We start from the raw sequence: 23949 nt of genomic DNA, 5'->3' as shown, positions 1-23949 counted from the left end.
AGGGGTTTTGGGAAATGAAAAAAATCAGCAAAATATTAGTAGCAAACAGAGGGGAAATTGCAATTCGAATTTTTCGAGCATGTAATGAACTCAATATTAAAACCGTTGCGATTTACTCGCGCGAGGATAGCGGCGCTTATCATCGCTATAAAGCAGACGAGGCTTATTTAGTCGGAATTGGCAAAAAGCCAATTGATGCTTATTTAGACATAGAAAGTATCGTCGCAATTGCTAAGGATGCACAAGTTGATGCAATTCACCCAGGCTACGGCTTTTTATCAGAAAATGTTGATTTTGCTAGACGCTGTGAGGAAGAAGGCATTCAGTTTATCGGTCCAACTTCCGCTCATTTAGATATGTTTGGCGACAAAGTAAAGGCACGTGAACAAGCAATTAAAGCGGATATTCCCGTTATTCCAGGAACAGATGGCCCTGTAGCAGATTTAGCGGAAGTAGAGGCATTTGGTGAAAAGCATGGCTACCCAATTATGATTAAAGCAGCTTTAGGCGGCGGTGGTCGAGGTATGCGTATGGTGCAAGCGAAGGAAGAGCTTGCTTCCGCTTATGAGCGAGCTAAATCAGAGGCGAAAGCAGCCTTTGGGTCTGATGAAGTGTATGTTGAAAAATGCATTGTGAAGCCAAAGCATATCGAAGTGCAAATTTTAGGTGATACAACAGGTGAAATTATCCACTTATACGAACGTGATTGCTCGATTCAACGCCGCCATCAAAAAGTGGTAGAAATTGCGCCATCAAACTCGATTTCTGGAGATTTACGTCAACGTATTTGTGATGCAGCAGTAAAGCTAATGCGCAATGTTGGCTATATTAATGCAGGGACGGTGGAATTTTTAGTAGCAGGTGATGAATTTTATTTCATTGAAGTAAATCCACGAATTCAAGTAGAGCATACAATTACAGAAATGATTACAGGAATCGATATTGTGCATGCGCAAATTAAAGTAGCGGAAGGGCACGCGTTACATTCAGAAGCAATCGCTATTCCTAAACAAGATGATATTCCATTATTCGGTTATGCAATTCAATCACGCGTAACAACAGAAGACCCAACAAATGACTTTATGCCAGACACAGGGAAATTAATGGTCTACCGTTCAAGTGGTGGCTTTGGCGTGCGCTTAGATGCAGGAAATGGCTTCCAAGGTGCTATTGTGACACCTTACTATGATTCACTACTTGTTAAAATTTCAACATGGGGTATGACATTTGGGCAAGCTGCAGCTAAAATGGACAGAAATTTGCGAGAATTCCGTATTCGTGGTGTGAAAACTAATATTCCATTTTTAGGTAATGTTGTTGTACATGAGAAATTTTTAAATGGACAATTTGATACAAGCTTTATTGATTCGACGCCAGAGCTATTCCAATTCCCGGAAAGGAAAGACCGTGGAACAAAGCTATTAAGCTATATTGGTAATGTGACACTTAACGGCTTCCCAGGAGTAGAAAAGCATACAAAGCCAATTTTCGTGCAGCCAAATAAACCTAAAATTGATTTATTAACGCCACCACCTGCTGGTACAAAGCAAATTTTAGATGAGCGCGGAGCAGATGGTTTAGTTGAATGGATTAAAGCACAAGATGATGTACTATTGACAGATACAACATTTAGAGATGCACACCAATCATTGCTTGCTACGCGTATGCGTTCACAGGATATGTTCCAAATTGCAGATGAAACAGCGCGCATGATGCATAATTTCTTCTCGCTTGAAATGTGGGGTGGTGCAACATTTGACGTAGCATATCGCTTCTTAAAGGAAGATCCTTGGGCGCGCTTAGAAAAACTGCGTAAGCAAATGCCGAATGTGCTGTTCCAAATGTTATTGCGCGGAGCAAACGCAGTTGGTTATACGAACTATCCAGATAATTTAATTCGTGAGTTTATTCAAGAATCAGCGGCATCAGGTATTGATGTCTTCCGTATTTTCGATAGTTTAAACTGGATTAAAGGAATGGAAGTAGCAATTGATGAAGTACGAAATACAGGCAAAATTGCAGAGGCGGCAATTTGCTATACAGGCGATATTTTAGATGATACACGTGCAAAATATACAGTGCAATATTATAAAGATATGGCACGTGAACTAGAAGCAGCAGGCGCGCATATTTTAGCGATTAAAGATATGGCTGGCTTATTAAAACCAGAAGCAGCATATCGCTTAATTTCAGAGCTGAAAGAGGCAACAAACTTACCAATTCACTTGCATTCACACGATACGAGCGGTAATGGTATTTTCTTATATGCCAAAGCAATTGAAGCGGGGGTAGACATCGTTGATACGGCTTTAGGTTCAATGGCAGGCTTAACATCTCAGCCAAGTGCCAATTCGTTATATTACGCTACAAAAGGTGGTAGCCGTAAAGTACGTGCAGATATTGAGTCATTAGAGCAATTAAATTATTACTGGGAAGATGTACGCAAATATTATAAGGATTTTGAGAGTGGGATGAACAGCCCGCATTCAGAAATTTATGTGCATGAAATGCCTGGTGGACAATACAGTAACTTACAGCAGCAAGCAAAGGCAGTTGGACTTGGTGATCGCTGGGATGAAGTGAAGAAGATGTACTCACGCGTCAACTTTATGTTTGGGGATATTGTCAAAGTAACACCATCCTCAAAAGTTGTTGGCGATATGGCATTGTTCATGGTGCAAAATGATTTAACGGAGGACAATGTTTTAGAACGTGGACAAGGTATTGATTTCCCAGACTCTGTTATTGAGTTTTTCCAAGGCTATTTAGGTCAACCGCATGGTGGCTTCCCTCAAGATTTACAGCGCGTTGTATTAAAGGAGCGCGAGGCTATTACAGTTCGTCCAGGTGAATTATTAGCACCGGTTGACTTTGAACAGCTAACAACAGAATTAACGGAGAAAATCGGACGTACTGTGACGAAAAAAGATGTACTGGCGTATGCGCTTTATCCGAAAGTATTTGAAGAATACGCAAATATCTATTCACAATTTGGTGATACATCTGTTTTAGATACACCGACGTTCCTATACGGCCTAAAGCTTGGAGAAGAAATTGAAGTTGAAATTGAAAAAGGAAAGACATTAATTGTAAAATTAGTATCGATTGGTGAGCCGCAGCATGATGGTACACGCATCATCTATTTTGAGCTAAATGGACAGTCACGCGAGCTTGTTATTCAAGATTTAACAGTTGAAGCTGATGGAAATATTGCATTGAAGGCAGATCCATCAAATCCAAATCAAATCGCGGCAACGATGCCTGGTACAGTGCTAAAAGTGGTTGTATCAAAAGGTAGCCCAGTGAAGCGAGGAGATCACTTGCTGATTACGGAAGCGATGAAAATGGAGACGACGGTTCAAGCACCGAAAGATGGCATTGTGAAAGAAATTTACACAGCAGCGGGCGATGCGATTTCAACAGGTGATTTACTAATTGAATTAGAATAAAATAAGGCTGATGGGAAATGTAGGCTAGCTCTAACGTTTCCCATCAGCTATTTTCTACTTTAAAAATTAAACAGGGAGAGATTAAAGTCACTTTTGAATAATGAAAAATTTAGTTAGTTTATTCGTCGAAAAAGTTCAAAGGTCATGATTCGCTCAACCAATCGCCAAATTCGCTCAACGAACAGGAGAACTCGCCCAACCAATCCCTATTTTCGCACGTTAAACGCTGTAGTATTGCTATATTAGTCGCAAAAGAGCCGTCTGAAAAGTCATTTTCAGACGGCTCCTTCTTAGTTATTTTCTTTGATTTAAATTGCTACGAGAAACGAGTAGAATCATGTAGCAAAATAGACCGAATAGTAATGAAATGAATAGTGAGTGAAGCAATGAAACGAATAAATTTAATCTTGTCATTACAACAAACATTCCCGCTAGTGCTTGTACCATGACAAGACCGAAAGCGATAATCCAGCCCCAATAAAGAGCAGCTTGATTTTTATAATGTTTAACTGCATGCCATGTAATGTAAGCAATCCAAATGACGATTAGTAATACTGCGAAGCGATGTCCCATTTGTACCCATTCATACATGTTTCTTGGTAATGCAGTAGGGTCGCCATTACGGCAGAATGGCCAATCAGGACAAACAAGACTAGAATCTGTATGGCGTACTAATGCCCCCGTGTAGACAACAAAATAAGAATAGAGCGTAACGCCGATTGTGTGCCATTTTAGTTTGTCACCGATATAAACTTTATCTGCATCGAATTTGCGGTCTACCTCAAATACAATTAATGCTAAAAGCAATACAGCGGCAAAGGAAATTAATGAAATACCGAAATGCAGTGCTAAAATGAAGTCACCCTGTCCCCAAAGTACTTGGGCAGCACCGATTAAAGCTTGTGCAACTAAAAAGAAAATAGCTAGAATACCTAAAAATTTTACTTCACGAATATGACCAAGCGCACGCCAAGTCCATGCTACTAGGAGAACGATAAGAATGGATACTGAGCCAGTTACAGCACGATGAGAGAATTCGATTAATACTTCTGTCGTAATCTCTTTTGGGATTAGTGAACCGTTACAATCAGGCCAATTTCGTCCACAGCCTAAACCGCTATCCGTTTTTGTAACAAGTGCGCCGCCCAGTAGAATTAATAACATGCCAACTGTTGCTGCTACTGCAAGCCACTTTAAATATTTACTATGTTGCAATGATAAGCCACCTACTTTGTCTATCAACATCGCTTAAAAAAGCGTCTCTAGTTTTAGATGATAGCGAATTATAGCGTAAAAGACAACTTCATTTATAGAATGACATTTTAATGTAGAAAGCTTTTCACAAATTGTTCATAAATTCGTGCTGTTACATTCACAAAAGCAATTGTAAAATAGCTTACTATAGAATATGGTATTTCTATATTTCAGAACAGTTATAGACTTTTTCTGTATTCTTCACTGAAATTTCACCAAACGTCTAGAAATTGAAGGCAAATTTCGCTATAGTTATGTTAGCGGAATATGCTTACAAAAATGAAAGGCAGTTTTAAGTAACAATTTAGACCATACTTTTATATTAAAAAATAGAGCGTAGACGATTTCTATCGTACCAAAATCTTCTTGCATTTATTAGACAGATTGTGATCGTTTAATCTAATTTTTCGATTAGCTTTTCCTTGCAGAGGTTATTGAAGGTAATTGAGAGATGCTCTACTTTTAATTATTGAGTCAAATTGTCAAAGCTGTTTATCAATGACGTAAGCGAGATTTTGTAATTTTAGCATTACATAGTGCTAACATGTGAAGAGATACGAGGGTTGTTCAGTGGGCATTCAATGAGTAATTAGAAAATAATATTCGTTCTATTAAATAACATTATACTAGTTGCTCATTTAGGATAAGCTAGTATGGGCAATCCATGTTATTAAAATAATGAGCGTAGCTAAAGTAAAGGTAGTACTATAGCTGTAATTACTCTGAGCCGCTAGATAAGGATTCTTTCTGTAACAAGAATTCATATAGAGAACCACAATCCGAGTCACACATGGAAATACAAAAAAGAAAGAGGGGTTTAATTAAGCTATGATGAAAGGGCTTAAAAAATGGCGTCTATTTTCACTTTTGGCAGTAATGACAGTATTCCTTGCAGCTTGTGGTGAAGAGCATCTTTCCACTTTAAAACCATCTGGTGCAGTAGGGAAAGAACAATTGAATCTTTTGCTGTTAACAACTGTCATCATGACGATCGTAGTAATCATTGTTTCAGTAATTTACTTACTTGCATTTGTTAAATTCCGTCGCTCAAGAGTCGGAGAAGACGTAATGCCGAAGCAAGTAGAAGGAAGTCACACGCTAGAAGTAATTTGGACAGTTATTCCAATTATTTTATTAATCATTATCTCTGTTCCAGTTCTAACAGCTACTTATAAATTTGCGGATGTTGCTGCAATGGAAGAAGTAGATGAAAATGGAGAGAAAACAGCTTTAACTGTTAACGTAACAGCAAAATTATATTGGTGGGAATTTGAATATCCAAACCAAGGAATTGTCACTGCACAAGAGTTAGTTGTGCCGACTGATGAAAAAGTTTACTTTAACTTAATTGCAGCAGATGTTAAGCACTCGTTCTGGATTCCAGCAGTAGGTGGTAAAATGGATACAAACGTGGAGAACATTAACAAATTCTACTTGCAATTTGATAAAGAATCTAAAGATTTAAAAGAAGGCGTATTCTTTGGTAAATGTGCGGAGCTTTGTGGACCATCACATGCTTTAATGGACTTTAAAGTAAAAGCTTTAGAGCCTGAGGCATTTAAAGCTTGGGTAGCAGCAATGCAAGCAACTGAAGGAAATACAGCATCAGCAGAGTCTTCAGATTTAGGTGAAGCGATGTTTGCTAATAGCTGCTTAGGCTGTCACGCAATTTCAGGTGCAGGTGTATCTGGCGCATTCGGTCCAAACTTAACAACGTTTGGTGACCGTAATCGTGTAGCTGGCTTCATGGCTCATACTGTGGAAGATACAGCAGATTGGATTATGGACCCAGAGTACTACAAACCAGGTAACTTAATGACTGGTAAATATAATGTTACAGAGGCAGAAGCTCAAGCAATTGCTGAGTACTTAATGACATTGTCAGTAGAAAAATAATTACAAGAGATAGAAACTTTGAAGGAGGTTAAAGTTGTGAGCTCTGTTGCACAGAAAAAAGGCTTTGGCGCACACGTATGGGACTACTTAACAACAGTCGACCATAAAAAAATCGCCATTATGTATTTAGCTGCTGGTACGCTATTCTTCGCGATTGCCGGACTTGAAGCATTGTTTATGCGTTTCCAACTTATGTTCCCTGAAAGTACATTCGTATCAGCGGGTACTTTCAATGAATTATTAACAATGCATGGTACGACGATGTTATTCTTAGCAGCAACACCGTTACTATTTGCATTTATGAATGCGATTGTCCCGTTACAAATTGGGGCACGTGACGTAGCGTTCCCATTCTTAAACTCACTAGGATTTTGGTTGTTCTTCCTAGGAGCTATTTTCCTTCACCTATCATTCTTCTTAGGTGGGGCGCCTGATGCAGGGTGGACTTCATATGCATCGTTATCTTTATATTCTCCAGGACATGGTATTGACTTCTATGTTCTTGGTTTACAAATTTCAGGTGCTGGTACGTTAATTTCGGGTATCAACTTTATCGTAACAATTATTACGATGCGTGCACCAGGTATGACATTTATGCGTATGCCACTATTTACGTGGACATCTTTAGTATCAAGTACATTAATTTTATTCGCATTCCCTCCACTTACTGTAGGTTTATTCTTAATGTTAGTGGACCGTATGTTTGGAGCTAACTTCTTCGAGCATACTATGGGTGGTAATACAATTATTTGGGAGCATTTATTCTGGATCTTTGGTCACCCTGAAGTTTATATTTTAGTATTACCAGCGTTTGGTTTATTCTCTGAAATTATTCCAGTATTCGCTCGTAAACGTTTATTTGGATACTCTTCAATGGTATTCGCAACAATTTTAATCGGTTTCTTAGGATTCATGGTATGGGCTCACCATATGTTTACAACTGGTCTTGGTGCAACAGCGAACGCTATTTTCGCCGTAGCAACAATGACAATTGCCGTACCAACTGGTATGAAAGTATTCAACTGGATTTTAACAATCTGGGGTGGATCAATTAAGGTTACTGTGCCAATGCTTTATGCACTTGGTTTTATCCCGTCATTCGTAGCGGGTGGGGTAACAGGGGTTATGCAGGCTGCTGCACCGCTTGATTACCAATTACACGATTCTTACTTTATCGTAGCGCACTTCCACTATGTAATCGTAGGTGGTATCGTTACAGCTTTATTCGGAGCGGCTCATTTCTATTGGCCAATCATGTTTAACCGTGCTTTAAATGAAAAGCTAGGTGTAATCACTTTCTGGGTATTCTTTATCGGATTCCATTTAACATTCTTCTTACAGCATTTCTTAGGCTTAATGGGTATGCCACGTCGTGTATTCACGTATATGCCAAACCAAGGTTGGGATTTATTCAACATGATTTCAACAATCGGTGCTGCAATGATGGGTGTAGGTGTAATTTTATTAGTTCTTAACGTATTATTATCAATTAAATCTGAGCCACTTAATCGTCGCGATTACTGGGAAGATGGACGTTCACTTGAGTGGGCACTTGAAACGCCACTACCATTCTATAACTTTAAGCAAACGCCACTTGTACGTGGATACGATCCATATTGGATTGAGAAGCATGAAGGAAATAAAGAAGGTATGATATATGCCGAGCCACTTGGTGATATTCATATGCCAAATAACTCAATTTTACCGTTAATTATCTCAATCGGTACATTTATTGCTGCATTTGGTGCACTATATAGTCCATGGGGCAAACAAGCAATTGCTGGCACAGCTACTAGCGTGTCACCAGCATTATCCGTTGGTTTAATTGTTGTAGGTTTAGGTATTACAGTTGGTGCAATGATAACTCGTTCATTAAAAGACGACTTAGGTTATCATGTACACTTAGCTGAAGTAGAAGCAATCGAAAAGGATTTAGCACAATTCCGTGCAGCAGGTAAAAAAGGAGGTAACAACTAATGGATTTAAATACTAAATTCACTCCTCAAAATTGGCCTGAACATGCTGAACAAGCAACATTGGAAGGGAAAAATAAGTTTGTTGGCTTTTGGATTTTCCTTGCCTGTGAAGTAGTTCTGTTCGCAAGTCTTTTTGCAACATACTTAGCGTTAAAGGATTCAGGTCCTGCTGGTATGGACTTATCAAAATACTCAGCGAAGGCACTTTATGAGTTGCCTTTAGCATTTGCCATGACGATGTTACTGTTAACATCATCATTAACATCAGTTTACGCGATGTACCATATGAAAAACTTTAACTTTAAAGGTGTACAAACGTGGATGGGTATTACAGTAATTTTAGGTATAGGTTTCCTATCTCTTGAAATTTATGAGTTCTATCATTATGTACACATCGGTTTTGGTTATACACATTCAGCGTATTCTTCTGCATTCTTTACTTTAGTAGGAACGCATGGTTTACACGTTATTATCGGTTTAGTATGGATTTCTAGTTTAATTTTCCGTAATATGAAGCGTGGATTAAACTTATACAACGCACCGAAGTACTTTATTGCATCTCTTTACTGGCACTTTATTGACGTTGTTTGGGTATTCATCTTTACTGTAGTTTACTTGATGGGAGTGTTGGGATAATATGGCACACGATACACATTTCGAAGCTCGAACTCAAGTTCAACAAGAATATTACCGCAAAGCAAATGCAGCTAAAATGCGTTCACAAGTAACGCAATTTGCGCTTATGATTTTATTAACTTTCGTCGCATTTGCAGCAGCACTAGCAGATTTTTCACCAAACTTTGTGAAACCTGTAATTCTTTTATTAGCAGGTATCCAAGTAGTACAACAGTTGTACGCATTTATGCATATGGATGATAAGAATGGTCATCACATTGGAGTTATTTCATTCTTCATGTGGGGCGGCGCTTTAATCGCCTTTACATTCTTCCTATGTTTCTTAACAATTATTTGGTGGTAATTAAAAAAGCTGTCGGGAATTAATTTCTCGACAGCTTTTTGTATATATTTTATTTAAGGTTACGAATTCTTTTCATAGCTTCTACAACATTGACTCTATCGCCAAAAGCGGAAAGCCTGAAGAAGCCTTCACCATTCGAGCCGAATCCTGCCCCTGGTGTACCAACAACTTGTGCATTTTCCAAAAGGTAATCAAAATAATCCCATGAGTTCATATTATCTGGACATTTAAGCCAAATATATGGAGAGTTTTCACCGCCAACATGCCAAATGTTTAGCTCTTTTAATGTTTCAGAAATTAGCTTTGCATTTTCCATGTAATAGGAGATATTTTCTTGGGTTTGCTTTAGTCCATCGTCTGAAAAGACAGCCTCTGCGCCTTTTTGTATAATGTATGGTACGCCATTGAACTTTGTTGTTTGTCTTCTTAACCACAGTTTATTAAGTGATGTGTTATCTTTGACAAGTGCATGTGGAACGACCGTATAGCCACAGCGTGTACCTGTGAAGCCCGCAGTTTTGGAAAGAGAGCAAAATTCGATAGCGCATTTTTCTGCCCCTTCAATTTGATAGATGCTTGTAGGTAAGCTTTCATCTTGAACGAATGCCTCATATGCACTATCAAAAAGAATCACAGCATCATGTTGCAATGCATAGGATACCCAGCTTTCTAACTGTTCTTTATTGTAAACTGCTCCAGTAGGGTTGTTTGGTGAGCAAAGATAAATAATATCTGCTTTTGTATTTTCATCAGGAAGGGGAAGGAAGCTATTTTCCTCAGCACCATTTGAATAAATAATCGTTCTTCCTACCATTATGTTTGTATCTACGTAAACAGGATAGACAGGGTCAGGAACAAGAACGGTATTATTAATATCGAAAATATCAAGAATGTTTCCGATATCACTTTTGGCACCATCGCTTATAAAAATTTCTGTATTGGAAAGAGTGACGTTCTTTTTAGCGTAATAATTACTAATCGTTTGACGAAGGAATTCATAGCCTTGTTCTTCACCATAGCCTTTAAACGTACTTTTCTCGCCTTGCTCAGCAACAGCCTTGTGCATTGCTTCTACAACAGCAGGAGCAAGTGGTAAAGTGACATCACCTATGCCAAGTCGAATCACTTCTTTTGTAGGATTTTGTTCTTTAAATGCGTTTACCTTTTGTGTTACAAGAGAAAAAAGGTAGCTATCTTGAAGCGCTAAATAATTTTGATTAATATTCAATCTGTCGTCCTCCTTGTGATTGCTCTCTGGCTTATATATTAATTGTACCTTCAAATACTTTTGTACAGCTGCCTGTCATAAATACCGTGTCATCAGTATAATGAATTGTAAGGACGCCACCTAAAAGCTCAACATCTATATCCGAGTTTTTCTCGCAGTGTCCATTTAACACCGCTGCAACAGCTGAGGCACATGCTCCAGTCCCGCAGGCAAGCGTTTCACCACTACCACGTTCCCACACTCTCATTTTTAAACGATTGCGCTCTACCACTTCGATAAACTCTGTGTTGATGCGGTCAGGGAAGAGGGCGTTGTGCTCAAATAAAGGGCCAATTTCTGACAGCTTTACATTGTCCACATCATGACAAAATACAACACAATGTGGATTGCCCATTGAAACACAGGTAATTTCATAATTTTCTGTGCCGACTGTTATAGGACTTGCGATAATGCTTTCTCCTTCTAGTAGAACGGGAATTTTTTCAGGGATAAGCTCAGCTTTCCCCATGTCGACCTTCACCTTTTCTACAAGCCCATTTTCTATGTACAGGCTCAACGTTTTAACACCAGAAAGTGTTTCAATAGTTAGTTCTTCCTTTGCTACAATTGTGTTATCATATAAATATTTAGCGACACATCTTATAGCATTTCCACACATTTTCCCTTCACTGCCATCAAGATTAAACATGCGCATTTTCGCATCAGCTATACTTGACGGCATTATTAAAACAATGCCATCACCCCCGATGCCGAAATGTCTATCAGAAAGCGTGATAGCAAGCGTTTCAGGAGATTCAATTACAGTGTCAAAGCAGTTGATATAAATATAGTCATTTCCTAGACCGTGCATTTTTGTGAATTTTAATTCCATAAATTCACCCTTTCTAGATTGTTTTGTGAAATTAAACAAAGGGATGGTTTATCACGATAACTCGAGGTTAATCTGTGGTTGTAATATTTCTAAAGAAGGCTATTCACCCAAGGCAACAGAAATCAGCTGCTTTTTTAGCCTATGTTTAAAAAAGCAGAATAATTAGCATATTCATTTTAGAAAATGGTATTTCTTCTAGCAACCACATTTTTTAGTGATAAAGCAAAGGAATATATTTCATACTATTTAACTTTGTTTAATGTGCTAAAAGCATACAGCACATGTTGTTTTGCTGTCAACAATAGAACTAATTCTAAAATTAGATAGGTATTATGCCAAAACGTATTGCCATTTGAGCCATCTTGACTTGAAAATTGCTGTAATTGTCATAGTTCTTCTATTGATGTTATGGCTTATGGCACTTTATAATAGAAGTATTGAAGTAAAAGGAGCGCGGTAGTATGCCATTGAGTATTTTTGGATTTCAGGCATTGTGGAGTCCTTATTTTATAGGTGTTATAATATTTTTAACAGTTATCTATTTTTTAGTAACGGTTACATGGCGAAAAGATTTTAAAGTAAGTGAGCCTTTGAAAAAAAGCGAGGCTATTTATTTTCTATTAGCTATGATTGTTCTTTATGTTATTAAAGGCTCTCCCGTCGATTTATTAGGTCATATTATGTTTACAGTGCATATGATCCAAATGGCATTTTTATTATTGTTAGTGCCTATATTTTTGATTAAAGGGATACCTTGGTGGGTGTGGAGTGTCGTAGTCAATGCCCCTGTTGTAAGAAAGGTTTTTAAAATCTTTACACAGCCATTAGTTGCAATTTTTCTTTTTATCGCATTGTTCTCGTTTTATCATATCCCATCTATTTTTGATACGATTAAGCTGAGTGAAACAGCGCATGGCTTATACACATTCGTTTTATTTGTTGCTGCAGTTTTCATGTACTGGCCTTTATTAAATACAGTTGAAGGGCAGCATCAGCTTAAGCCATTATATAAAATTGCTTATATAATCGGAAATGCAGTATTAATTACGCCAGCCTGTGCCTTAATTATTTTTGCATCAAACCCAATGTATGCAACATATACAGATGCTGATGTATGGTTGAAGGCAATGGAGCTATGTGTGCCTCAATCAACATTATCAGGGTTATCATTATCAGGGCCAGAGTTATTTTCTTCGATGAGTCCATTGAGTGATCAGCAAGTTGGTGGCGTTTTGATGAAAATTATTCAGGAAATTATTTTTGCTGTTATTTTAGCTAGAGTTTTCCGTAAGTGGTGGAATAGTGAAAGAAAAGACCCTGACGAAATTACAGCTAATGCTTTAAAGGAATTTCAACAGCAAACGATTTATAAATAAGATAGAGAATTGGAGAATGGGAAATGGGTGTACCACTTTTACCTACAATCAGTACAACTTTTATCGTAATTAGTGCCGTTTTAGTTGCGATTGGCTGGTATTTAATCTATAAGCGAAAAATCGAGGCACATAAAAAAGTAATGCTAGCAGCAGGTGTAGCTGCGTTAATCTTCTTTATTATTTATGCATCGCGTACAATTTTTGTTGGAAATACGGCCTTTGGTGGACCAGATGAAGTAAAAATATACTATACCTTCTTTTTGGTTTTCCATATTATTTTAGCTACTGTTGGAGCAGTATTTGGGATTGTTAGTATTTTATCTGGTTTAAAAACAAACTTAAAATTGCATCGCCGTATCGGACCAATTACAAGCCTTATTTGGTTTTTCGTCGCAATTACTGGTGTAGCGGTATACATGCTGCTATATGTTATTTATAAAGGCGGAGAAACGACTTCAGTGATTAAGGCAATTTTAGGGCTTTAGTAAGTCCGAACTACAAAAGATATTATAGCGTAAAAATTGAAAAGTCCTCTAACCTGAAATTTCTTGGGTAGAGGACTTTTTTATATATGTAGCTTGAGTTACCTTCAATTAGATTTCTCATCGTCTATTATTGGTAAAATGGTAGAGTTTTTAACTTCCCTCAAGGATAAATTTGTTTGTATTTTAGATATGCCCAGCTTATTTAATTTCCTTATAAAATAATCTAACTCTTTTCTATCCCGAATGACCGCTTTTAATAAATAATCATGCTCACCAGTTAAACAATGACACTCTAATATTTCAGGCATTGTCGCTAGCGCATTTTCAATCTTTTCTAGCAGTTCAGATTGATGGATATTTGTACTAATAAAAATATAGCAGAGCAAATCAAATCCAAGTTTTTCCTGATTTAAAATAGCTACTTGCCGTTCAACAAAGCCTTCATTCTCTAGCCTTTTAATTCTAGTATGTGTAGCTGGCGATGATAAATTGACACGTCTTGCTAATTCAGCATTACTAATATGTGATTCTTTTTGAAGCAAGTCCAAAATTTCAATATCAATTGCATCTAATACTTTACTTCCATAGGACTCCATAAAATTCCCTCCTTAATAATCATTCAAAATATAGGTTATATCCAGTATATATTCCGAATGTTATTTCATCAATATTAAACTTAAACTAACTTTATTTTGTTTTTATTCAAAATGAAAAAACATTATTTTGTATTATACATATATCAATTATAATCATTATATAGTGATCCTTCAATCAATGAGCGTTTTCGCATGTTTCGTCCTGATTGATGATAAAGGAACATAAGTTAAGCACTTCACATTCTGTACTTGTCACTTTGCTTGCGGCACATAAAAGATTGCCGCTGACGCTACGCTTTCGCACAAAAAATATCTGTGAATACGGGATAAATGTCATTGCGCAATGGCTTCTATTTTCAGTGATGAAAAGAAAGGAACTAATATGATATGCCCAAACGTTATGTAATATTATTGCTTGTTACAAGCTTATTTTGGGGAGGCAATTTTGTTGTTGGAAAATCCCTCGTAGAGCATGCTTCTCCATTAACATTAACAAGTTTAAGGTGGTTAATCGCTATTCTTTGTCTTTTTCCAATCGTTTTGTGGAAAGAAAAAAAGTTACTTCCACCACGACAAGCTCTACTCCCACTAATTTTAATGGGAGGAACTGGAGTTGTTTTATTTAATATATTTCAATTTTTAGCATTAGAGCAGACAACATCCACAAATGTTGGTTTAATTTCTACATTGATTACGTTATCGATTGCGATCTGTTCATACATCTTTTTAAAAGAAAAGATAAATCTCTTGCAAATATGTGCGATGCTTATTTCCTTATTTGGCGTTATTTTAGTACTCTCTCAAGGGGAATTTGGATTACTTCTATCTGCTAATTTTAACAAAGGAGATTTATGGATGATTGTTGCGGTCTGTATATGGGGTATATATTCTATTTGTAGTAAATGGGCAATGCAAACAGCTTCCCCTTTAATGTGTACATTATATTCAGGGGTTTTTGGCCTTATTATTTTATTGCCTTTTAATGTGCTAAACTTTTCGATTACGAATATAAACGCTTCCTTTATTCAAGCATTGTTCTATACAGGTGTCATTTCAACTGTTGTTTGCATGTTGCTATGGAATATTGGTGTACAAAAATTAGGAGCTACGACAGCAGGAATCTTCTTGAATTTTAACCCTATATTTACCGCTATTTTAGCATTTCTTTTTTTAGGTGAACAATTGACATGGATACAAGGGCTAGGAGGAGTTTTAGTAATAGCAGGATGCTATTTATTTTCTCATTTTAAAAATAAAGTGGCTTTAAAAAGTAATTATCGCTTAAAAAAAGAGACGGCAGTATCATCGTAATTAATTAGATAAATGAATAAGGAGCTGACTGGAAATTAATCTCGGTCAGCTCCTTTATTTTGGGAAAAATTAAATACCAAATTCAGTTAAATCTTTGCGAACGTCTGCTAAGATTTTTTCACAATCTTTGACTAAATGAGCAGGGAATACTTCGTCTGTGTATTCTACACCATGCGGATAGTAGTATTTACCAATAACAGGTTTAAGTAATTTTAATGTTGCATCATGAGCGCCTACATCACCTGAAATAGCAGTGCAGAATAAACGTAAATAGTAACGTCCTTCACGTACATCAAATCGACGATCGAAAGTCATACGATCATAATCCCAAGCGCCATGACATTCTAAGCCATGGTTTTCTAAAAGTCTTGTCAACACTTGTTGATCAACTACTACGTCTTCAAGATTTGTGTTTTCAAAATACATTGCATAATCCTCCTCTAAAAAAATCGTACATACTATATATGCTCCATTTTATAATAGAGCAAATTCAGCTTTGTTGCAATGACAACATTGTGTCAAGCTTGCTTTAATTGCTATAATAAGATAGTAAGAAACATAGCTAAGGAGGTACAAATGGAATCCCTTTTCCGAATTTTAATTATTGTGGCCTTTTTAGGCATTATATATTACTACGCAGGTCCTAATGCTAAGCAGCATAGTCCGCTAGAAGGACCTAGTATCGTGCAACAGCCGATTTTGGAAAACAAAGCCATTATCGACAACGAAGATGCTTTAACACGACCTACAGAAGGTTTATCAACATATATAGGGAAATCAAGTAAAGATATACTCTCTACATATGGTCGACCTACGCGTATTGACAAAACACCATTCCATTATAAATGGTGGGTCTATCATAATAAAGATGGATTTAAAATGTTTGGTATTGCAGATGATACAGTCGTGCAAGTTTATACAAATAGTTTGAATATGAATGTTGCTCCTTATGAAATTGGGCAAGTGCTGGGCGATATTTATCGCATGACAATTATTGATTCAGAAGTAACGGCTCAGATTGACGATAATATTTATATGTTTGCAATGAATGATTATGATTTGCATAGTCGTATATTAGTGAAGTTTCAAGATATTTTTGCTCAGCTTTATATTGATACAGAAACAGAAAAACTAATTGGCATCCGCTACTTAGATAAGAAAACGCTTGTGACACATAAGCCTTATGAAATGCAATTTATTGGAGAAATGATTCATGCACCTGTGCCATCTTCCTATCATCAGCTATATATTCATCAGGCAAATGCTGCGCAGTTGGCAGATTTAACAAATGTTTTTAGGGAGCAGTATGGGGTGCTAACATTAGTGAATGACTTGATGTTAAATGATGTAGCCATGAAGAATAGTGAGAATTTATTTTTGCAAAGCACAACAACACAGCAAACAGAGAGTAGTGATATTTCATTAAAGGAGCGTTTATCTGCTTTGGATATTCAATTTAAATCAGCAAGTGAAATAACCGCTACAACTTATATCGATGTTGTTGAGGCAATGCATGGCTGGTTAAATTCAAAAGAGCATCGAAAAGTATTGCTAGATGAAGGCTTTACGCATATAGGCACGGGTGCGTATATGGATTATTATACGCAAATATTAGTTACTAAAAATGGTCGGGATGTATCAGGAATGCAGTAGCAATTATCGCTTCTTTTCATACAGTAATGAAAAGGAGTGAACTAAATGTGCAGCTAGCTGAATTGTTAAAAGATTGGCCATGTATTGTGAAAGGCTCAATTCGGGAGCAAGTAACAGGAATAGATGATTATGCGCAAAATATTCAGCAAGGTTATATTTATGTGCTGCGAAAAGGAAAAAAGTTCAATGGTCGGACATTTTTACAGCAGGCAATTCAAAATGGGGCGAGCGCTGTCGTCGTAGAAGATGATGCATTGCTTGACTTAAAATTGACTGTTCCGATTGTTTGGGTGCCAAATAGCATGCAATTTTTATCATTTGCTAGTGCAAAGTTACGAAATTTCCCCGCAGAGGCTTTAACAGTTATAGCGATTACAGGGACAAATGGTAAAACAACGGTCAGCCACTTTATTAGTCAAATGCTCCAAATGCAAGGAAAAAATTGCATTGTCATTGGAACGAACGGTGTATTTTTAAACGGGGAGCGTTGGTTAACTTCCTATGAATCCTTAACAACATTACAGGCAAAACAGCTACAAGAAATATTTCAACTTGCTGTGCGGCAAGGTGTTGATTATGCGATTTTAGAAGCTTCCTCGATGGGGTTGGCGAATTACCGATTGGATGATTGTGCGATTGATGTCGGTATTTTTTTAAATTTATCAGCAGAGCATATCGAAGACCATGGTTCGCTTGAAAATTATAAAAAAGCTAAGCAGCGGCTTGCGATATTGGCGAAAAATGTCGTTTTAAACGGAGATGATCCGTTCAGTCGCTCTGTTGGAATAAATTTGAAGAAAAAAACGGTGCTATTTGGCTCAAAGGGACGAGTTGATATGCAATGGCAGCTGTTGACTGAAAGCGAAGGGCATAGCACATGCTGCCTGCAATACAAAGGGGAGGAACACATACTTGTACTCCCCTTTATAGGTGAATATCAAATCCAAAATACCTTGGCAGCACTTGCTACATTGTATATATTAAATTTCGACATTGCACAGTTGATTCCAGGCTGCTTGCATTTAAAGCTACCTGAGGGACGTATGCAGGAAATCGAGAATGATAGAGATTTGCGTATCATTATTGATTATGCACATACACCAGCAGCGTTAAAGGCGGTGCTCCAAGCATTAAAACAGGAAAGGGTGCGACTTGTTTTTAGCTGCGGCGGAGAGAGAGATAAAGATAAAAGGCGAAAGATGGGCACAATTGCATCAACCTATGCTTATAAAATTTATTTGACGACAGATAATGCTAGAAACGAAAAACCATCGGACATCAATGCGCAAATAAAGTCGGGCTTTTATAGCGAGCAGCCATACGAGGAAATAGAGGATCGAGCAAAGGCGATTGAGAAAGCAATTCGTGAGGCAAAGCGCGGAGATGTCGTATTAATTGCTGGAAAAGGCCATGAGCAAACACAAACAATCGGCTCTACAACAATTCCTTTTTCGGATAAGGCTTGTGTAGAAAGTGCTTTACGGATTATTAATTGATGGAATATTCTATCTTTTGTTGTTACTTTCTAATTTTTAGACTACAATATATTGAATAAAGATGAAGGTAGTTGTCCGAAAAGCAGGCTAGCGCACCGCTTTTCGGACAACGATATGCTTTTATTGAGATATTCATCAGTTAGAAAAGTGATTGTCTTCTTTGAAATATTGACAACGCAGGATTCACTGCCTTTGCATTCACTTTTAAAATGAATAAGTAAAACTAGGTTTTCGTTATTTGGAGGTATTTTTGATTCTTTGGAAATAAGGAGGATTTTATTTGAAAAAGCAATTGTTCATTACGCGTAAATTACCATCGCATATTATAGAACCTTTACATACTTATTATAATATTGTGGAATGGCCTGAAGAGGAGGCCGTGATGCCACGTGAGAAGCTTTTAGCAGCTGTGAAGGATTGCGAAGCGCTATGGGTGACGTTAGCTGATCAAGTAGATGCAGAGCTTTTGGCGTATGCACCGAATTTAAAAATAGTTAGCACATTGTCTGTAGGCTTTAATAATATCGATATGAACGCGCTGCGCGGTCGAGGGATAATTGCAACGAATACGCCAGATGTGTTAACAGATACAACAGCCGATTTAGTATTTGCTCTATTGCTAGCTACTGCTCGTAGAATTCCGGAGGCAGAACGCTATTTACGCGAAGGGAAATGGCAAGGCTGGTATCCTTTGCAACTTGTTGGCAAGGATGTAGGTGGTGCGACAATAGGTATCATTGGACTTGGTAGAATTGGTCAGGCTGTAGCAAAGCGGGCATTAGGCTTTGATATGAAGGTACTTTATCATAATCGCAATCGTAAACTTGCGGAAGAAGAGCGATACGGTTTTCACTATAGAGCGCTTGAGGATTTGTTACAGGAATCGGATTTTGTTGTCGTTATGACGCCATATAGTAAGGAAACAGAGGGACTTATTGGTGAGCGAGAGTTGGCGTTAATGCAGGAAGATGCCGTATTAATTAATGTGGCACGCGGAGGTATTGTGAATGAAACAGCTCTTTATGATGCATTGAAAAATAACAAGCTATGGGCGGCAGGATTAGATGTTTTTGAACAAGAGCCAGTTGCTTTACAGCATCCTTTGCTAACATTGCCGAATGTCGTAGCCTTGCCTCATATCGGTAGTGCTTCTTTACAAACAAGGACAGCGATGATGAATTTAAATGTACAGGCATTGCTAGCCTATGCACAAGATGAGACGATATTGAATCGAGTTGATAGATATTAGGAAAAGCATTCCGATTCCACATCCCTTATTTTTCTGTTATGATAATAACAGACTGGAGGAAAAAAGAATGTTAATGACTTCTGAATGGGCATTTATTTTAGATGAAGCGGATGAGCTAAGTGCGATGATTCTTTCTTCAGGGCCAGTAAAAAGGCTGAAAGAGGCATATGCAATAGTTTACACAGATGTCGAACTTGCTAGTCAAATTCAAGCATTTGGGCGAATGAAGGAGCACTACGAGGATGTGCAACGCTTCGGTAAATATCACCCAGATTATCATACAATTATGAAAAAAATACGTGAGCAAAAGCGAGCATTAGATTTGGATGATCGCATTGCTGCTTTAAAGCTAGCAGAAAATGATATGCAAGATTTATTGGACGAAGTTAGCCTTATCATAGGGCGTTCCGTTTCAGAAGCGGTAAAAGTACCAGTAAGCAATCCATTTTTCAATAGCGGTAGTAGCTGTGGCACAGGCTGTGGTACAGGTGGTAGCTGTTCTTGCTCGGCGTAGAGTAAGTTAATAAGGCACATGAAATCAATTTGATTTCATGTGCCTTTACTGTTCACGCTTCTTTATACTTTAATAACACAGGCTGTGCCAAATCTGGACGGTCTGTAATAATACCTTGTGAGCCTGTGCGTAATAAGCGACTCATTGCAACTAAATCATTGACTTCTTTAAAGAAAATCGCTACATTTAACCCATTTAAAAATTGCATAAACTTCGCTGAATCAAATAGAATAAGAGCCGATTTTGTTGGGACAATGAACACATCAGCTTTCGGGCTAAATAAATGACCGAATTGACTTGTAAACGACGTGTAAGCTTTTGTAGCCTCACCTTCACCAGCGCCTAAGACAATTTGATTTTGTGCATATAAATTAAAGCGTTCAATCTGCTCATTATAAGGGCTTGTTACGACAACTTGTGGAGCAAGATTAAATTCCTCAATGATGCGCCATAGCTTTGATGGGATTAAGCTACCTTCATATGTGTCAGGGCTATCTTGGATATTTAAAATAAATTTCTTATCTTGATATTTTTGTAATATTTCTTGTAATGTCGCAACAGAGATTTGCTCATTGGCAAATGGTTGATGACCTTCTAGATCCTCAAATTTTACACCAAAATTAATTTCTTGAAGCTCGGCTAGCGTGAAATCTTTAACGAAGCCAATCGCGGTAGATGTGCGTTCTAATGTTTCATCAGTAAAAGCGATAATTTCCTCATCTTTCGTTAGGCGTAAATCTACATAAAAGCCATCAACCCCTAGTTCAGCTGCCTTATCGAATGCTAGAATTGAATGTTCTGGTGCTAAATGAGCACCTCCACGATGTGCAAAAATTAATGGTTTTCCTTGTAGCAAATTTTTTGTTTGACGCTTTTGTGGCTTAACTACTGCTTTAGAGCCAGCCCAGATTGCTGCGCTCGCTGCAGCAATTGCAAGTGCAACCTTTGTTTTTTTCCCCATATGCCTTCCTCCTCAGATTCTTCCATCAATCATTGTGAACTGAAAACAAATAAGCTGTATAGAAACTATTTTATCCTGCATTAACAGGCAATAAGGCTCCTCACCTCAAAAGTTTAGGTGGAGATAGCTACCTGTAAAAGCCAGATTAGAGGCCAACATGATGTTGGTCACACAAGCGTTTTAAATGATTGTGTTCCTCTAGCAACAAGCAGTGGAGGGCATGCGAAAATCCCCCTCTGATTGAAGTTTCACTTTATTTACAATAAGCCTATTATTACTCATTATAGCTGAAAATGTTATCTACTGTCTAAACTCTGTTGCCATCAAATTAGACATTTGGTATGCTTTTATCATGATTCAGTTGTAAACATCCACTTCTATAAGATAAGGAGACGATGAGTTCATCGTGGTAGCTTGTGTTTGGCAGAATGAATAATAGCTCTTTATTAATTGGCTCTAGTACTTTGTTGAGCGTTTACGGAGGCTGTTGGATGAAGAAATGAGGGGATTTTATGAACGAAAGACAGGGACTTATTGTTTACGTTAATCAATTGAAGCATGCCAAATCTTTGCGTAAGTATGGACATGTTCACTATATTTCAAGAAGATTAAAATATGTTGTGATGTATTGTCAGCGGGAAGATATCGAAGCGATTCAAAATAAATTACAACGCCTTCCATTTGTAAAAGACGTTGTAGAATCATTCCGTCCGTTTTTAAAAACGGAATTTGAAAATGCGAAGCCTGATAAAGCGAAGGAATACGATTATAAATCGGGCTTATAATGCATGCATAGCAGGAATGTAGTGATTTAATCGCAAAATGCCAATTAAGTATTGGTAAAATAAAGTTGTTTCAGTAAAATTAGAAGAATGCTTTACTTCAAGATAATGTATTTGCTGATTTACTTGTTCAGAAGCTTGTTTAAAAATTTCTAAGCGCTGTGATGGTTTTTCCTCACTATAAGGAATTCCTTCACGGCAAATGTAAATCGGCATGAATTTGCTTTCTTGTGCTGGTTGTAAAGCAATTGCGAGTGAGGCGTATGTTTTGCCTTCCTTTTGTGAAGTAAAGAGGAATGCGCGATGGATACGAGCTTTATTTGTATCCATGAGCTCACAAAGCTCAAAAACGTCGCCATAGCCTTGCCCTAATTCGATAAATTGTTGAATCATTATAAATCACACCTTTCCACCAATAATAGTATCATGATGCAGGAGGATGAGCACATGAAATTTGCCGTTAGTTTTTTTGTTATATTAGTTAGTACAATAAGCGCACTGCTTTTTATGCAGTTTCAAGTTTACTCGGATCAAATTGATTTAGATGAGCATGCGTTTAACTATTCACAGGAAATTGAAATTGTTTATCGTGGCGAAAGCTTAGATATCCGTCACCATTTCAAAAATTTACCGAATGATGATGTAACGATTGTTTGGCCAAGCAAGGCTGAAAATCCAAATTGCTTTATTGAAACAGAGTATAGCTGTTCCCGTTTAAGTGAAGATTTAAATACTTTTAATAGTGGAGAGAATCGAACACAGTCACTATCTTACATAATCCCTTTAAATGGTGGTCTTAAATCGAATCACTTAATGGAAGATTTATTTATTAAATTGAAAAATGGTACTGTTAAATTTTCAACCGTACATATTTCAACAGATAGTGATATTGGTGGTCAGTGGGTGACTGGTTTACCGTTAATTGGGCAACAATCATTATCACTTGTCAATTATTCAATGTTCAGTGGTGAAGGGGAAGTGCAAGACCTTTACTGGAGAGCGGGGAATTTGGCATTACAGCAAGTGACAAATACCGTTTCTGTATATGCTAAAGATCCAACCTCTACCGCTTTTAATGAAAAGCTAGCACAGCTTAAATTTTTAAATGATGAGCATATCGCTGTTGTCGAAGGGGAAAATAATTCAAAGCTACAAGGCGAGCGTATTTTATTTTTACCGCAAATAACAACGAAGCAGATTCAACAGCATGTTATATTTGCCCAATTAAACGCGATGTATGACTTTGTTGACACACCGAGATGGATAAAGGAAGTTGTTGCAAGCTATTTAACTGGAAGTTCTTTAGGTGGAGAGCGTGCGACAGCAATTATTCAAACGTTGACAAATCAAATGACGGATGAGCAGCTGAAAAAATGGCATGAGCAATTGGAGGCATTACGAGGCAAAGAAGTAACACCAAGTATTTTAGATGAAGCTTTATCTACTGTCTTCGGCATCCACACGTCATATTTTTCATTAAATGTGAATTCTAATGAAATATTCCCGTTTTTATTCAATGATAAGCGTGATGTTTATATAGATGGAGAACAACAGGAAACGATTGATGTGATTTTTAAGGATGGACTTGTTTTATATTCAGCGCAAGAATTGCTGAATGAGTTAGGCTATAGCGCTACAAAAGGTCCTAGAGGCTATTATGTTGAGAGTGAGACACGTGCTTTCCGTTTCCCTAATGAACCAGGTTTCTATGTCTTTAATCAACGTCGTTATAACGCAATTTCAGAACCGATTGTTCAAGTAGCAGGACAATATTATATCGAGGAAACATGGCTACAGCGTCTGTTTTTAGTAGAGATACAAAAGACAGAGGAAAATATTAATTTACTTACTACTGAAATTCAGTAGGATGAAT

General features: G+C 37.4%; 21 protein-coding genes. 14 read left to right on the top strand and 7 right to left on the bottom strand.

The genetic code is table 11. The annotated features are described in order from the left end of the window. Positions 1–14 precede the first annotated feature (14 nt). A complete protein-coding gene (gene pyc / locus C9J34_RS07770; RefSeq protein ID WP_107839292.1) occupies positions 15–3449 on the top strand; it encodes a pyruvate carboxylase in 3435 nt (1144 codons plus the stop codon). 294 nt (positions 3450–3743) lie between these two features. On the opposite strand, the gene C9J34_RS07765 is transcribed toward pyc, so the two are convergent. Continuing rightward, positions 3744–4664: a COX15/CtaA family protein gene (locus tag C9J34_RS07765; RefSeq protein WP_274523355.1), complete on the bottom strand. Its 921-nt coding sequence runs from the start codon at positions 4662–4664 to the stop codon at positions 3744–3746. An 867-nt stretch (positions 4665–5531) separates the two neighbouring features. Between C9J34_RS07765 and coxB the strand changes: the two genes are divergently transcribed. From coxB to C9J34_RS07745, 4 genes are read left to right on the top strand one after another with little or no spacing between them, the layout of a single operon-like run. Continuing rightward, positions 5532–6599 carry a cytochrome c oxidase subunit II gene (gene coxB / locus C9J34_RS07760; protein WP_107839290.1) on the top strand — a complete coding sequence of 356 codons (1068 nt, stop codon included), beginning with the start codon at positions 5532–5534 and terminating at the stop codon, positions 6597–6599. A gap of 36 nt (positions 6600–6635) precedes the next feature. Then, complete coding sequence (locus C9J34_RS07755) at positions 6636–8576, top strand: cytochrome c oxidase subunit I (protein ID WP_107839289.1); 1941 nt, start codon at positions 6636–6638, stop codon at positions 8574–8576. Then, the gene (locus tag C9J34_RS07750) at positions 8576–9211 is read left to right on the top strand and encodes a cytochrome (ubi)quinol oxidase subunit III (RefSeq protein WP_107839288.1); all 636 of its coding nucleotides are present in this window, start codon (positions 8576–8578) and stop codon (positions 9209–9211) included. The genes C9J34_RS07755 and C9J34_RS07750 overlap by 1 nt, the downstream gene beginning before the upstream one ends. Position 9212: 1 nt before the next feature. Next, positions 9213–9554: a cytochrome C oxidase subunit IV family protein gene (locus C9J34_RS07745; RefSeq protein WP_107839287.1), complete on the top strand. Its 342-nt coding sequence runs from the start codon at positions 9213–9215 to the stop codon at positions 9552–9554. A 49-nt stretch (positions 9555–9603) separates the two neighbouring features. Here the strand turns inward: C9J34_RS07745 and C9J34_RS07740 are convergent, their stop codons facing one another. Both C9J34_RS07740 and dapF read right to left on the bottom strand, forming a co-directional pair. Continuing rightward, positions 9604–10782 (bottom strand): LL-diaminopimelate aminotransferase, encoded by a 1179-nt coding sequence (locus tag C9J34_RS07740; RefSeq protein ID WP_107839286.1) that lies wholly within the window; start codon positions 10780–10782, stop codon positions 9604–9606. Between the two features lie 31 nt (positions 10783–10813). Further along, positions 10814–11653 carry a diaminopimelate epimerase gene (dapF, locus tag C9J34_RS07735; protein ID WP_107839285.1) on the bottom strand — a complete coding sequence of 280 codons (840 nt, stop codon included), beginning with the start codon at positions 11651–11653 and terminating at the stop codon, positions 10814–10816. Between the two features lie 461 nt (positions 11654–12114). On the opposite strand from dapF, the gene ctaG reads away from it, so the two are divergent. Then, positions 12115–13029 carry a cytochrome c oxidase assembly factor CtaG gene (gene ctaG / locus C9J34_RS07730; RefSeq protein ID WP_107839284.1) on the top strand — a complete coding sequence of 305 codons (915 nt, stop codon included), beginning with the start codon at positions 12115–12117 and terminating at the stop codon, positions 13027–13029. A gap of 23 nt (positions 13030–13052) precedes the next feature. After that, positions 13053–13514: a DUF420 domain-containing protein gene (locus C9J34_RS07725; RefSeq protein ID WP_107839283.1), complete on the top strand. Its 462-nt coding sequence runs from the start codon at positions 13053–13055 to the stop codon at positions 13512–13514. 104 nt (positions 13515–13618) lie between these two features. Here the strand turns inward: C9J34_RS07725 and C9J34_RS07720 are convergent, their stop codons facing one another. Next, positions 13619–14110 (bottom strand): Lrp/AsnC family transcriptional regulator, encoded by a 492-nt coding sequence (locus C9J34_RS07720; protein WP_107839282.1) that lies wholly within the window; start codon positions 14108–14110, stop codon positions 13619–13621. Between the two features lie 387 nt (positions 14111–14497). Here C9J34_RS07720 and C9J34_RS07715 point away from each other — a divergent pair, with 387 nt between their 5' ends. Continuing rightward, positions 14498–15421 carry a DMT family transporter gene (locus C9J34_RS07715; protein WP_107839281.1) on the top strand — a complete coding sequence of 308 codons (924 nt, stop codon included), beginning with the start codon at positions 14498–14500 and terminating at the stop codon, positions 15419–15421. A 69-nt stretch (positions 15422–15490) separates the two neighbouring features. Here C9J34_RS07715 and C9J34_RS07710 read toward each other — a convergent pair whose 3' ends face one another. Further along, positions 15491–15847 (bottom strand): YugN family protein, encoded by a 357-nt coding sequence (locus C9J34_RS07710; protein WP_107839280.1) that lies wholly within the window; start codon positions 15845–15847, stop codon positions 15491–15493. A gap of 150 nt (positions 15848–15997) precedes the next feature. On the opposite strand from C9J34_RS07710, the gene C9J34_RS07705 reads away from it, so the two are divergent. The 4 genes from C9J34_RS07705 (at position 15998) to C9J34_RS07690 (ending at position 20333) form a co-directional block, all read left to right on the top strand. Beyond that, positions 15998–17074: a CAP domain-containing protein gene (locus C9J34_RS07705; protein ID WP_193768931.1), complete on the top strand. Its 1077-nt coding sequence runs from the start codon at positions 15998–16000 to the stop codon at positions 17072–17074. Between the two features lie 47 nt (positions 17075–17121). Next, positions 17122–18570 (top strand): UDP-N-acetylmuramoyl-L-alanyl-D-glutamate--2,6-diaminopimelate ligase, encoded by a 1449-nt coding sequence (locus C9J34_RS07700; RefSeq protein WP_107839278.1) that lies wholly within the window; start codon positions 17122–17124, stop codon positions 18568–18570. A gap of 280 nt (positions 18571–18850) precedes the next feature. Then, positions 18851–19819 carry a 2-hydroxyacid dehydrogenase gene (locus C9J34_RS07695; protein ID WP_107839277.1) on the top strand — a complete coding sequence of 323 codons (969 nt, stop codon included), beginning with the start codon at positions 18851–18853 and terminating at the stop codon, positions 19817–19819. Between the two features lie 67 nt (positions 19820–19886). Next, a complete protein-coding gene (locus C9J34_RS07690; protein ID WP_107839276.1) occupies positions 19887–20333 on the top strand; it encodes a YlbF/YmcA family competence regulator in 447 nt (148 codons plus the stop codon). 52 nt (positions 20334–20385) lie between these two features. Here the strand turns inward: C9J34_RS07690 and C9J34_RS07685 are convergent, their stop codons facing one another. Further along, positions 20386–21294, bottom strand: a complete 909-nt coding sequence (locus tag C9J34_RS07685) for a glycerophosphodiester phosphodiesterase family protein (RefSeq protein ID WP_107839275.1) — start codon at positions 21292–21294, stop codon at positions 20386–20388. A 512-nt stretch (positions 21295–21806) separates the two neighbouring features. Between C9J34_RS07685 and C9J34_RS07680 the strand changes: the two genes are divergently transcribed. Then, complete coding sequence (locus C9J34_RS07680) at positions 21807–22079, top strand: YlbG family protein (protein WP_107839274.1); 273 nt, start codon at positions 21807–21809, stop codon at positions 22077–22079. On the opposite strand, the gene C9J34_RS07675 is transcribed toward C9J34_RS07680, so the two are convergent. Then, positions 22074–22469: a DUF7147 family protein gene (locus C9J34_RS07675; RefSeq protein ID WP_107839273.1), complete on the bottom strand. Its 396-nt coding sequence runs from the start codon at positions 22467–22469 to the stop codon at positions 22074–22076. The two genes, C9J34_RS07680 and C9J34_RS07675, sit on opposite strands and share 6 nt — an antisense overlap. 54 nt (positions 22470–22523) lie before the next feature. Between C9J34_RS07675 and C9J34_RS07670 the strand changes: the two genes are divergently transcribed. Continuing rightward, positions 22524–23942, top strand: coding sequence for an RNA polymerase II (locus C9J34_RS07670; RefSeq protein WP_107839272.1), 1419 nt, complete (start codon positions 22524–22526; stop codon positions 23940–23942). Positions 23943–23949: the final 7 nt, after the last annotated feature.

This window comes from Metasolibacillus meyeri (assembly GCF_003049505.1).
Lineage (GTDB): Bacteria > Bacillota > Bacilli > Bacillales_A > Planococcaceae > Metasolibacillus > Metasolibacillus meyeri.
The sequence above is the reverse complement of the archived record's forward strand: the minus strand, read 5'-3'. Positions and strand labels throughout refer to the sequence as shown.

Excerpts from the sequence above, each read along its gene's own strand:
- pyc (WP_107839292.1), top strand. The coding sequence starts at position 15 with ATGAAAAAAATCAGCAAAATATTAGTAGCAAACAGAGGGGAAATTGCA.
- coxB (WP_107839290.1), top strand. The coding sequence starts at position 5,532 with ATGATGAAAGGGCTTAAAAAATGGCGTCTATTTTCACTTTTGGCAGTA.
- C9J34_RS07750 (WP_107839288.1), top strand. The coding sequence starts at position 8,576 with ATGGATTTAAATACTAAATTCACTCCTCAAAATTGGCCTGAACATGCT.
- C9J34_RS07745 (WP_107839287.1), top strand. The coding sequence starts at position 9,213 with ATGGCACACGATACACATTTCGAAGCTCGAACTCAAGTTCAACAAGAA.
- dapF (WP_107839285.1), bottom strand. The coding sequence starts at position 11,653 with ATGGAATTAAAATTCACAAAAATGCACGGTCTAGGAAATGACTATATT.
- ctaG (WP_107839284.1), top strand. The coding sequence starts at position 12,115 with ATGCCATTGAGTATTTTTGGATTTCAGGCATTGTGGAGTCCTTATTTT.
- C9J34_RS07725 (WP_107839283.1), top strand. The coding sequence starts at position 13,053 with ATGGGTGTACCACTTTTACCTACAATCAGTACAACTTTTATCGTAATT.
- C9J34_RS07720 (WP_107839282.1), bottom strand. The coding sequence starts at position 14,110 with ATGGAGTCCTATGGAAGTAAAGTATTAGATGCAATTGATATTGAAATT.
- C9J34_RS07715 (WP_107839281.1), top strand. The coding sequence starts at position 14,498 with ATGCCCAAACGTTATGTAATATTATTGCTTGTTACAAGCTTATTTTGG.
- C9J34_RS07710 (WP_107839280.1), bottom strand. The coding sequence starts at position 15,847 with ATGTATTTTGAAAACACAAATCTTGAAGACGTAGTAGTTGATCAACAA.
- C9J34_RS07705 (WP_193768931.1), top strand. The coding sequence starts at position 15,998 with ATGGAATCCCTTTTCCGAATTTTAATTATTGTGGCCTTTTTAGGCATT.
- C9J34_RS07690 (WP_107839276.1), top strand. The coding sequence starts at position 19,887 with ATGTTAATGACTTCTGAATGGGCATTTATTTTAGATGAAGCGGATGAG.
- C9J34_RS07685 (WP_107839275.1), bottom strand. The coding sequence starts at position 21,294 with ATGGGGAAAAAAACAAAGGTTGCACTTGCAATTGCTGCAGCGAGCGCA.
- C9J34_RS07680 (WP_107839274.1), top strand. The coding sequence starts at position 21,807 with ATGAACGAAAGACAGGGACTTATTGTTTACGTTAATCAATTGAAGCAT.
- C9J34_RS07675 (WP_107839273.1), bottom strand. The coding sequence starts at position 22,469 with ATGATTCAACAATTTATCGAATTAGGGCAAGGCTATGGCGACGTTTTT.
- C9J34_RS07670 (WP_107839272.1), top strand. The coding sequence starts at position 22,524 with ATGAAATTTGCCGTTAGTTTTTTTGTTATATTAGTTAGTACAATAAGC.